12 protein-coding genes and 2 pseudogenes are annotated in these 10,412 nt (G+C 59.3%); 4 read left to right on the forward strand and 10 right to left on the reverse strand.

The annotated features are described in order from the left end of the window. Positions 1 to 255, forward strand: a 255-nt coding sequence (locus tag BMX04_RS18500; RefSeq protein ID WP_074788321.1) for a DDE-type integrase/transposase/recombinase, incomplete at its 5' end; no start/stop codon positions are given. Between the two features lie 21 nt (positions 256 to 276). On the opposite strand, the pseudogene BMX04_RS18505 reads toward BMX04_RS18500, so the two are convergent. The 5 genes and pseudogenes from BMX04_RS18505 to BMX04_RS18525 form a co-directional block, all read right to left on the reverse strand. Beyond that, positions 277 to 687: pseudogene (locus BMX04_RS18505) on the reverse strand (ParB/RepB/Spo0J family partition protein); the annotation flags it as partial. 156 nt (positions 688 to 843) lie between these two features. Further along, positions 844 to 1,233 (reverse strand): DUF3768 domain-containing protein, encoded by a 390-nt coding sequence (locus tag BMX04_RS18510; protein ID WP_074788322.1) that lies wholly within the window; start codon positions 1,231 to 1,233, stop codon positions 844 to 846. 87 nt (positions 1,234 to 1,320) lie between these two features. After that, positions 1,321 to 1,530 (reverse strand): DUF6330 family protein, encoded by a 210-nt coding sequence (locus BMX04_RS18515; protein ID WP_074788323.1) that lies wholly within the window; start codon positions 1,528 to 1,530, stop codon positions 1,321 to 1,323. Positions 1,531 to 1,555: 25 nt separating this feature from the next. Then, positions 1,556 to 2,494: an ArdC family protein gene (locus tag BMX04_RS18520; RefSeq protein WP_074788324.1), complete on the reverse strand. Its 939-nt coding sequence runs from the start codon at positions 2,492 to 2,494 to the stop codon at positions 1,556 to 1,558. A 40-nt stretch (positions 2,495 to 2,534) separates the two neighbouring features. Continuing rightward, the gene (locus BMX04_RS18525) at positions 2,535 to 3,005 is read right to left on the reverse strand and encodes a hypothetical protein (RefSeq protein WP_074788325.1); all 471 of its coding nucleotides are present in this window, start codon (positions 3,003 to 3,005) and stop codon (positions 2,535 to 2,537) included. 318 nt (positions 3,006 to 3,323) lie between these two features. Between BMX04_RS18525 and BMX04_RS18530 the strand changes: the two genes are divergently transcribed. Both BMX04_RS18530 and BMX04_RS18535 read left to right on the forward strand, forming a co-directional pair. Then, the gene (locus tag BMX04_RS18530) at positions 3,324 to 3,674 is read left to right on the forward strand and encodes an MbcA/ParS/Xre antitoxin family protein (protein ID WP_074788326.1); all 351 of its coding nucleotides are present in this window, start codon (positions 3,324 to 3,326) and stop codon (positions 3,672 to 3,674) included. Further along, positions 3,674 to 4,186, forward strand: coding sequence for an RES family NAD+ phosphorylase (locus BMX04_RS18535; protein WP_074788327.1), 513 nt, complete (start codon positions 3,674 to 3,676; stop codon positions 4,184 to 4,186). Before BMX04_RS18530 ends, BMX04_RS18535 begins: the two co-directional genes overlap by 1 nt. Positions 4,187 to 4,377: 191 nt before the next feature. Here the strand turns inward: BMX04_RS18535 and BMX04_RS18540 are convergent. The 5 genes and pseudogenes from BMX04_RS18540 to BMX04_RS18560 form a co-directional block, all read right to left on the reverse strand. After that, positions 4,378 to 5,331 (reverse strand): annotated as a pseudogene (locus BMX04_RS18540) (ParB/RepB/Spo0J family partition protein); the annotation flags it as partial. 169 nt (positions 5,332 to 5,500) lie between these two features. Continuing rightward, positions 5,501 to 6,712, reverse strand: coding sequence for a plasmid replication protein RepC (gene repC, locus BMX04_RS18545; protein WP_074788328.1), 1,212 nt, complete (start codon positions 6,710 to 6,712; stop codon positions 5,501 to 5,503). Between the two features lie 213 nt (positions 6,713 to 6,925). Continuing rightward, positions 6,926 to 7,858, reverse strand: coding sequence for a plasmid partitioning protein RepB (repB, locus tag BMX04_RS18550; protein ID WP_074788329.1), 933 nt, complete (start codon positions 7,856 to 7,858; stop codon positions 6,926 to 6,928). Then, on the reverse strand, positions 7,842 to 9,035 hold the full coding sequence (gene repA, locus BMX04_RS18555; protein WP_074788330.1) for a plasmid partitioning protein RepA: 1,194 nt from the start codon (positions 9,033 to 9,035) through the stop codon (positions 7,842 to 7,844). Before repA ends, repB begins: the two co-directional genes overlap by 17 nt. A 143-nt stretch (positions 9,036 to 9,178) precedes the next feature. After that, positions 9,179 to 10,054, reverse strand: a complete 876-nt coding sequence (locus tag BMX04_RS18560) for a recombinase family protein (protein ID WP_074788331.1) — start codon at positions 10,052 to 10,054, stop codon at positions 9,179 to 9,181. Positions 10,055 to 10,116: 62 nt separating this feature from the next. Between BMX04_RS18560 and BMX04_RS18565 the strand changes: the two genes are divergently transcribed. Further along, positions 10,117 to 10,412, forward strand: a 296-nt coding sequence (locus BMX04_RS18565) for an IS6 family transposase (protein WP_139194635.1), incomplete at its 3' end; no start/stop codon positions are given.

The following is a 10,412-nucleotide window of genomic DNA, read 5'->3' on the forward strand; positions in this document are numbered from 1 at the left end:
GAAATCGGCAATGCCGATCGACAGGAAACGGGGCGTTGGTTGAACAATCGAGCCGAGAATTCGCACCTGCCGTTCCGAAGGCGTGAGCGAGCGATGTTGCGGTTCAGACGAGTGCGAAGTTTGCAGAAATTCGCCGCCATCCACGCCTCAGTCTACAATCTGTTCAACTCGGAGCGAAGCCTCTACTCAAGATCAAATTTTAAACGGCACCGCGCCGCCGCTCTTGCCGAGTGGCGCAATCTCTGCACGGCGTAAAGGGCAGCGACCCTGCCCTTCCTGAGACGAGTTCGAATTTGTCTGGCAGCACCGGGCGAAGGCCTCGAACTCGTCGATCGCGTTCATCGGTGCCTGGGTGACGTTCTCAGCGAGCGACAGGGCTGTGGTCACGTCGCAATCGTCCGGAACAAGTCGGCAGTCCACCTTGGTCTTCGCGGTGAACCCCTTGGCAGCCTTGTCAGCGACCAGCTCCTTCAGCGCGGCGTGACGCCGGCCGCCGGCGAGCACGGCGTATTTACCATCGATCTTCTGGACCAGGAGCGGCTGGAGCAGGCCCAGCACGGCGATGCTGGCTTTGAGATGCGCGATGTTCTCGGGGTCATAGGTTTCCGGGGATTTGCTACGCACATTGGCGGGATGCGCAATTAGCTCGCCAATTGCGACAGTGAAAGGGGCAAAGTTTGCGGTCATGGGATGTCCTTTTCGATAGGTATGAAACGGTCTGCGCGATCATCCGCGCGACCAATCCCCGGGTTCGGGGATCAAAACGACAAAAGGCCTGCTTTGCCCTTTGAGGGTCAGCGGGCCTTGAGTGTCGGAGGTGTAGGATTGAGGCTGCCCCCTGCCCTACCAGTCGCGCGCCAGCATGATGGTCAGCACGCGCATGGTGGTCGCGGGGTTGTCCGGGGTCTCGGCCCCGTATCGGAAATCCGAGTCAGCCTCGTAGAGATCGATTTTCCAGAACACGGTCTCACCCCGGATCTCGACCGCCCCGAAATCGTGCCAGCCTTCGGGGTCGTTTTCGGGCTCAAACGTCTCGAACGTGCCCGTGGCCTTTACTGCCTCCGCCATGAAGCCATCATCGGCCTCCATGAGCGAACGGGTGACATGCATGCGGCCCTGGATGGGCTGCGCGGGCGGGATGCCGAGACAGGCGAGCTGGCGGAACGCGTCGTTCTGTGCGGCGATTACGGTCGGGTCCGGGCGGTCTGTCTGGGATTGAGCGGTACTGGTCATGGGGCTCTCCTTTGAGAAGTTGAAACACCCTTCTCAAAGCCTGCTTTTTCTTTTCCACGTGGCGGAAGAACCGAGGCCGAAGGTGCCTTACCCGAACAGCCGTCTGCCTCTGTAGTTCGGGTTGGGGATGGTTTCGATCCAGCCGCCCTTTTCCGTGATGCTCTCAAGCGCTGCCGAGAGCGGATAAGCACCCTCGGACTGGCTCCACCAATAGGCACCGCGTTCGAAGGTGATGATCCTGCGGTGACCACCAGGGAAACAGGCGACCCGCAGCGTCTTTGGGTCCTTGTGTGACATGGGAATCTCCGTTTGCGGGGTGTTATCAGGCAGCCTCGGCGCTGCCCCCTGCCCTGCCCGCCTCCGAGCTGGCGATCAGGTAGTCACAGGCGCGCTGCGCATCCGCGGCGTGCTTGAAGATCGCGGTTTTGTCCGAGCGCAAAACGCGCAGCCAGTTGTAGAGGTAAGCGGCATTCATCTCGAGCGTATGCGCCGTGAACCCAAGCTCCTGTCCCAGGAAACAGGAGGTCAACTCGGCCACAATCTCTTCGCGGGCATAAGAAGTATTGCCGAACCGCGAGAGACCATAATCGCGGTTCAGCCGATGCGGGGCTTTCGTGGCATGGGCAAGCTCATGCGCCCAGACCCCGTAGAAATTGCGCGGGTCCTGAAACCGCGTGACCTGCGGCATGTAAACCTTGTCCACCGGCGGCAGGTAGTAGGCCTCGCCGCCCGCGAATACCGTGGTGATGTCGATCGCATCGAAGAATGTCTGCATATACGGGATGGGCTCTGCAGGGGGATGTTCGGGCGTTGGCTCCGGGTCTGGGTAGAAGCTGTCGGGCAGACCCTCGATCTGGCAGCCATTGAACACGCGATATGATTTCTGGAAGCGGAAGATCCGAGCCTCCTCGGAGTGATCATCGCCATCGCCGCAGTCGTCGTCGTTATCGGCGCCTTTCCGACTTTGGCCGTAATACACCACGACGGAGGACTTTTCGCCCTTGCGGACCTTTGCGTCCAACGCATTGGCCTGCGGCAGCGTCATCCAGAAGGGCGAGCTGTGGCCTGCCATCACGGTCCGCATGGTCAGCAGGAAGTTGTTCACCCCCAGGTAGGGCTCACCGCCCACGCGCAGGGGACGAGAGCTGCCACCTGCCGTCCAGGGCTTGCGCCACGGCAGGACGCCGCGCTCGATGATGCGGATGATTTCGTTTGTGATGACCTCGGAGGCATCGAATTTGGGCGTGCGGGATCGGGCCATGGCTGGCGTCCTTTCGTGTGTTGATGAGAGAGAATGGGATTCAGGTTGACCGACGGGTGCGCGGGTCGTTGGCGATCCTCGCACCGAGCTTTTCGACCATGTCGATGTAGGTGGTCAGTGGGATGGACCTGCCGGGACCCCAAGATTCAGGGTCGATCGATCCGTCCCGCGGCACGCGGGGCAGGTTCGCGAAGGCGATCACATCGGTGACGGGTCGGATATCGATGAAGGGCGTCCTTCGTGCGACCGCAAGAGCGGCCAAGGGCAAGCGCTCGATCGGCGCGAGCGTGGACACGGTGGTCCAACCGAGATGGATGAACGTCCCGCCATGTCCGCAGATCACATGCGCGTCCGGCAATGTCGCCGCCTGCCTGAGATAGCCGAGATCGCGCAACACAGTCTCGCGTTCGAGCCGCCGCGCCAGCTCGGTCTTGCCGGTTCGGCGCAATTCCTTGTGCCGCCACCAGGAGGCAGCGGTCGCGCGCAACACGCGCAAGACACCTGTTTGCATGGGAATGCCCTTCGTCAAGAAAGACAGACCGGAATCCGGCCCGGACCCATTTGAGGGACCCCAAAGGCCCTCATCCGTCAGTCACAAAACCCGAAGGACACTTTCACTTTTTGGCGGGCAGAACCGACAGGGCTGGCAGCTTCTTCAAATATACGTCTCAGGCAGTGCTCAAAGCACCAAGACCTGCGGCATTTTCCAAGATGTGCGTGTTACCGGGACATGAATTTCTTGGGAGAAACGCGGAGTTCACTGCTGTTGACTTGATATTCGGTAATATTGCCGCTATATACCGTCATAATGACCGTATGGAGTAACGTTATGCACATCACAAACTTTGCAGAAGGCGGACAGTTTGAACCGCGCAAGATCGCAGCAGCGCTGCGCACCTCGGCAGAGGAGATCGCAATGACGGTTGGTCTTGGCAAGGATGCCATGCAGCGGCGGAGCCGTATCAGCTCGGACAAGACACAGCGCCGTTTGCGCGAACTGGTCGAAGTGCTCAACAAGGTCGAGCCGCGGTTCGGGTCGGAACTGATGGCTTATGCCTGGTATCGCTCAGAGCCCCTGCCCGGGTTTGACGGCCGGACCGCGATGCAGTTGGTGCAGGACGGCAAGGCGCAGCAGGTTCTCGAATACATAGACGCGGTCGACGCAGGCGTGTTTGCCTGATGCCTCTTAACGCTGGGCGTTATACAGGTCCGCTCTACCGCGCCCTCAACCCTGTCTATGCGCGTGAACCTCTCTCTGGGCGTGGTGCTGAACTCTATGGAGGGCGATTCAACGCGAAGGGCACCCCGGCCCTCTACACCGCGCTCGACCCAACCACGGCGTTGCGCGAAGCCAACCAGGTGGGAAGCCTGCAGCCCACGATCCTTGTGTCCTACGCTGCCGACCTTGGCCCGATTCTTGATACCCGCAACGCAGACGCAGTTGCGCAATACGGAATGACAAAAGGCACACTCGCAGATCCGGGCTGGCGCGCAAGGATGCTCGATGGGCAAACTGTTCCGACGCAGGACTTTGCCGCCAGTCTCATCACTGACGGCTTTGCAGGCCTTCTGATCCGAAGCTTTGCCAAGGGGACATCGGCGGTAGACTACAACATTGTTCTGTGGCGCTGGACTGGCGAAGGATGCAGACTTGACGTCGTGGATGATGAAGGCCGACTGTCCCGGATGTAAGAAAGCTTGCTTAGCGCGCCACCATCCTGATGTTCTGAGAGGTCAGTGCCGATCGGCATTCCACCGGGGGTGACGACGGTGCCCGCACCTAGGTCGCCGACAGCTGCCAGCCGGACACCGCGGCATAGGCCCCCTGCGTCATCAACATCATGGACAGCAGAAGCCTCATGTAGCTTGTCCGGGAGCCGTCCCGCACCTTCATCATCCGTCATTGGCGCCGGGTCACCGGACAGTCGCCGCAGCGCGTGGTTGTCGCCGCAGGGCAGGTCAAGTGCGGCCTCGATCCATTTCCAGCCTTCAACCGCAGTCGTCTCAGTTTCAGCCTCAGCCTGGATTTTCTCCGTCACCAGCCGATCGAGCAGGGCAGGGTCCTCCAGCCAGCCACCATCATCGCCCTGAAAGAGATCATGCAGCATCGTGCCACCCGCGGCTTCATAGGCATCAACACCGACAAAGACCGCGCGCCGGTCTGAGGCCCGGACCGAGGTCTCGGTCAGCATGCGCCGGATCTGGAATGGCTCCTTGTTCCAGGATGATTGGATCACATCCCAGACCTGAACTTGACGCGCGTGATCGGGGTTCACAGTGAAGGCCATGAGCTGCTCCAGCATCATGCCATCCCCGGCATAGACCTCAAGCAGGGCAGGGGCGACGGAGGCAAGTTTGAGGCGCTGCTTCATGATCTGCGGCGTGACGAAGAAGGCGGCAGCAATCTCTGCAGCGCTCTGACCCTTGTCGCGCAGGGACGCAAACGCGCGGAACTGGTCGAGCGGGTGGAGGGCGACGCGCTGCATGTTTTCAGCAAGGGAATCGTCCTCGGCAAGGATGTCGAACGCAGCATCGCGCACGATGCAGGGAATGGGCGTCGTCTTCGCCAAACGCTTCTGCTTCACCAGCAGTGACAATGCTTGGAACTGACGGCCCCCGGCAGGGATTTCGAACTTGCCGGTTTCTGCGCCATCGTCACCCAATACGGGCCACACGCTCAGGCCTTGCAAAAGACCGCGGCGAGCGATGTCTTCGGCCAGTTCTTCGAGGGACACGCCAGCCTTGATGCGCCAGACTTTGGACTGGCTCAGCAAGAGCTTGTCGAAAGGGATATCCCGGGATGGGGACAGGGTAATTTTCTGGGCAGCTTTCGTCATCAGATATTCTCCACGACGGGCGCAGGAAGTCACTCTCCCGATCTCATTTCCCGGCACCCTCAAACCAACATTCCTTTCCTTTTCGATGACCGTATGGTTGCCGAGGGACGACTTAACAGCTGTTAAGTCATGCCAACTCAGCCCCGTCGCCATCCAAACTTAACAGCTGTTAAGCCGCACTTCGCCGACCGATCAGAGCCATCACCATCGGACCGCAAGAGAATTCGCCCGCCGCTGCCTTGGATGTCAGCGCCCGCAAGTACCCACCCGGTGATCTGATGTCTGAAAAACGTTCCAGCATGGCCACGACGACAATCGAGGCTTGCTCTGGTCCCATACAGCGCTGCGCTTCTTCCCAAGCGGAAACACTGATCCCCATGGCGGGCCGCACATGACAGGCCGCGTCGAAAAGCTGGTGCCAATGTCGGACGTCGCCCTGATAGAAGGTCTTGAGCGACGGGCAGCTTGCGATTACCAGATGGAGCGGGATTTTCGGCACCCGCCTCGTGTCCGGCTCTTCCACGTCAGCCTCAGGCCCACATGCATCAGCTTCTGGCGCACCGGCCGCCGCCCCGCCTTTTTCTAAGGCTGGTTCAATATCTATAGATTCTTTATTTGAATTATGATGGTGACGCTCAAAATGGGCATCATTGGTGTTCATTTCTTCTGTTTCAGGACCATCAATGACGTTGCGCGCCTGATCGAGAAGGGTCTCCAGTTCGGTCCGATAGGACGATAGATCCTCTAGTGAAAGCTTGCGTCGAAGAGCACGGGCTGTGAGGGCCGCCGTATCGCGGAGCTGGTCCCATAGGCCAAGCCCGGGCTGAATCTCATCACCGAACTCCGCCAGAGCGGCCAGGTCGCGACGCATGAGGCTTACGACCTCCCTAAGGCGCCGCACTCGGTCTTCGGCCTCTCGCACAGCCTCTGCTGCCCGTGCAATCTCCTCTGCGCGGCAATAGAGGGGGGATAGGTCGAAGCCAAAGGCCACGCGCTCCTCACCACGCTTGCGTACATAGCGCTTCCCATTGGGACTATCCCGCCGCATGAGCAGGCCTGCCTCCACCAAGCGGGCCAAATGACGGCGCATCGTAGAGCAAGGCATCCCGTTCAACCGCTCACAGATCGCCTTGTTGGATGGGAAGACGACCATTTCGGTGTTCCCGCCAAGCGCATCATCCGGAAAGAAGCTGAGAAGCCCCTGAAGAACGGTCAGATCGCGCTCAGAAATCCCGAAGGCAGCTTGCGCCTTGGATAGCTCGCGCAAAAGCTCCCACTTGTTGACAGGCTTGCTCGGGACAGATGCCTCGGGTCGCTCGATCACGCGCAGATGGGCGTGCGAGATCGGCCGCATAAACGGCGAAATCGGTGTGTACTCCATGAAAATATTCACGAAGGCAAAATTTGAGTGGCCCGCGAATCGCTTTGCGCTTGCGGGATAGGGGCCAGATCGCTACATTCAGAGGTGCGAAAACTGAAGTTTTGTAGCGGGCTGGTCCCGTCCGAAACCTAAGAAAGGTCTCGTGAAGCTAGCTTCTCGGGGCCTTTTTCATTCTTGCCTGTATCGTGCCTCCTTTTTGTTGGTTGCTCTTCCTCAGTCTTCTGATCGCTTCCAGCGCTCATGAAGCTCGGCAAGCAGCTGCGGGGCGTTGCCCTCAAGCCAGCTGACAAATTCTGTGTCCTCGGACTTCAACTCAAGCTTGAGTTGCTTGCCACGGCGTCCGGTCGTGACGGTTGCGGCACCGACCCCCGGAATGACCATGCCGGGTTGGCCGCGCGGGCGAGTCGATGATGTGGGATGCTCGGTCTTTCCCGCCGCAGAAAGTACCGCCAAAAACGCCCTGTCGGACTTCTCATCGATTCCACCTGATTGGACCGACTTGGTTTCATTGGCCAAGGCTGCGAGACGCGCGTGGTCCACATCCGCAGCCCCGAGACACTTCTTGAGTTCTTCCCATCGGGGCCGGCCGATCCCAGGTGCCGCACCGATGGCCAAGACAAGATCCTCTCCTACTGTGCGGACAACACTTAACAGCTGCGAAACCCCAGCCTCAGTCAGATTAAGAACCTCGGCAACGCCCTTGTTGGTGCGCTCTGACTCGCCCAGATGGTCTCCATCAAGCAAGGCAGCGGCTACGAGCGCGCGTTCGATAAAACTCAGATCTCGCCGCTCTTGGTTTTCCAGCAGCTGATCGCGGAGCGCCTGATCGCCCTCCATTTCCGTGACAATTGCGCGGACCTTGATCCCAAGTTCTCTGCAAGCCTCAAGGCGACGGCGGCCATAGATCAGGCTATAGCGATCACCCTCAAGCGGGCGCACCAGTATCGGAACACGTTGGCCGTTTTTGAATATTGATGCCTTCAGACCCTCAATCTCGATCTGCAGTCGGTCATCAAGCCTTCCTGCAGTCTCAATATGGTCGGGGTCGATTTCGAAAACACCACCACGGAGCCTGCGTCCCTCAAGAGCGTCAGGCGCGTTGCGCAGGGTCTGCAATGGCAGGCCCAGTTTAGGCTTTCTTGCCATTGCGTCCCCACGTATTTTGAATGATCGCTGCAATCTCGTCGTTTACGGCGTTCATGGAATCGATCGCGCGATCGAAAGTCTGGCGAGTGAAGTCCTTCTTGTCGGCCTCGTAGAGACTCTGCTTTGTAAGCCCCGCATCCGAGATCGCAGTCGACTCAACCATATGGTTGGTCAGGACCGACCTGCCGAACAGACCCCGGATGAAGGCAATGACCTCGGTTTGCGGGGCGTCTCCCACCTTGTATCGGGTTGGCAGGAAACGCAGCCAGTCAAAGCGAAGGTTTGCGCCAGCGTCCCGGATGACGCCAAGCAGATCAGCGGTCATTCGCAGAAACTGCGACATGGACATCAGATCGAGCATTTGCGGGTGAACGGTTACAAGCACGCCGGAGGATGCTGAAAGGGCGGACATGGTCAAGAAACCAAGCTGCGGCGGACAGTCGATGACGACAACGTCATAGTCCGCTTCGACACTATCGAGTGCGTCACGCACACGGGCAAAAAACGCGCGGGCGCCGCCGCGCTGGATGGCTGCCGGCGTCTCATGTTCAAATTCCATGAGCTCTAGGTTCCCGGGGATAAGGTCGAGACCTCGGATATAGGTTTTACGGATTACTTCCGAGATCGGGACCGGTTCATCGTAGCGAACCGCGTCATACAGCGTGCCTCCTTCCATCAGGTCCAGCTCAGGCTGGATGCCATGCAGCGCGGAAAAGGATGCTTGGGGATCCAGATCGATCGCAAGAACACGATATCCTTTGAGAGCCAAACGCTGTGCAAGGTGAGCGGATGTTGTCGTTTTCCCGGAGCCGCCTTTGAAGTTCACAACAGAAACAATCTGAAGCTCGTCACCGGCACGACGCCCCGGAACGTAGGTTCCAGGCTTCTTCGCGTTTGCCTCGAGGGCCTGGCGTATCTCCCAAATATCATCGAGTGTATATCGCCGGTGGCTGCCCGCGGTGGTTTCGACGTCAGCTATCTTTCCCTCTCGATGGAGCTTGCGAAGGTAGGTATGATCGACGCCAAGCAACTCGGCTGCCTCTCCGCTAGTCAGGCTGCGCATGACTTTCTTGGCGTCGGGAGGAAAGTGGGCCGCACGTTGCGCATGGAGGTTAGACGCGAGAAGCTCTGCGTAGTGCCCTATGGCAATGTCTAGGTCCTGCTCAGCTTCGCTCATCCCTGCCTCGATTCGTGGGCGCGTTTTTTATGTGTCCGCGCGTTATTTATCGAGACTATTGCCTCAGCTATTAGATTCGCGCAAGCACTTTCTAGATATGGTGTGGTTCAGACACATAGACACAAGCGAAGGCACTGCTGAATTTAGTCAAGCAACCCCAGTTTCTCTGCGCGTTCTAGAAGCATTTTCACCGATGACGGCTGCCACTTGGATCTTCCGCGCGGTGTCCGCTCACGCATAGTCTCTAGCCGATCAGAAATCGCCTGAAGCGTCATGTTGGGATCTGCGCCCTTGATGCCAGCAATAATGGCGGGTAGGCGGTCGTCCGTTTCGCGGCGTCCGGCACGTGCCAAGACGGATTCAGGCAGAAAGCCGTCGCGGACATAGGTTTTCACGGCGCGAAGCAGGCGACTTTGCGTCCAGCGCCTAGCCTCAGGCAAGGGGCCATTGACGATGCGCAGCACGTCTTCCCAAGCCATGTCGGGGCGAAGGCGGCGCACATGGGGCACCCAATCTTGCGCCGTCTCGTTCAGCCGCTGCATGTAGCCGTCCTGCCGCGCCAGCCGTACTTTGCGCAGCGCCGATGGATCGCGGGCACGCAGCCCAGGGTTCCCGCCCACGCGTCCTTTGGTCCTTGCGCTCGCCAAGCCGGCCTTCGTGCGTTCCCGGATCAGGGCGCGCTCAAACTCGGCTGCAGCACCGAGGACCTGAAGCGTGAACTTGCCTTGCGGCGAGGCAGTGTCGATCGGGTCTTGAATGGAACGAAAGAACGCGCCCTTCGCCTCAAGCCGCTCGATCACCTCCAAGAGATGCGACAGCGATCGCGCCAGACGATCAATGCGCACGACAACCAGCGTGTCGCCCTTGGTCACGCGCTCCAACACGCGCGCGAGGACTGGCCGCGCACGATTGCCGCCAGAGGCTTGTTCCTCATGAATCTCGGCACAACCCGCGGATTTCAGGGCCTGCGACTGGGGCAGGGGGGTCTGATCCTCGGTTGAAACGCGGGCGTAGCCGATTAAGGGGTCTTGTCAGACGAACTTGGCTTGAGCCCTTGCAAGCTGCCCCCTACTCTCCCCGGATGACAAAACGCGACCCGTTCAAGTACTTCAAAACCAGCCGCGAGATCATCCGCCTGGCAGTCATGCTGTATGTCAGGTTTCCGCTTTCATTACGGAACGTCGAGGATCTGCTGCATGAGCGCGGCATAGATGTAAGCCATGAAGCTGTGAGATTTTGGTGGCATCGGCTCGGTCCACTGTTCGCAGCCGAGATCAAAAAGCGCCGTGTGGCCGGATTGAAATCCAGCCGCTGGCGCTGGCACCTGGATGAGATGTTCGTGAAAATCAACGGTGAGAGACATTATCTGTGGCGAGC

The sequence above is a fragment of the Roseovarius tolerans genome, from assembly GCF_900109855.1.
Classification (GTDB): domain Bacteria; phylum Pseudomonadota; class Alphaproteobacteria; order Rhodobacterales; family Rhodobacteraceae; genus Roseovarius; species Roseovarius tolerans.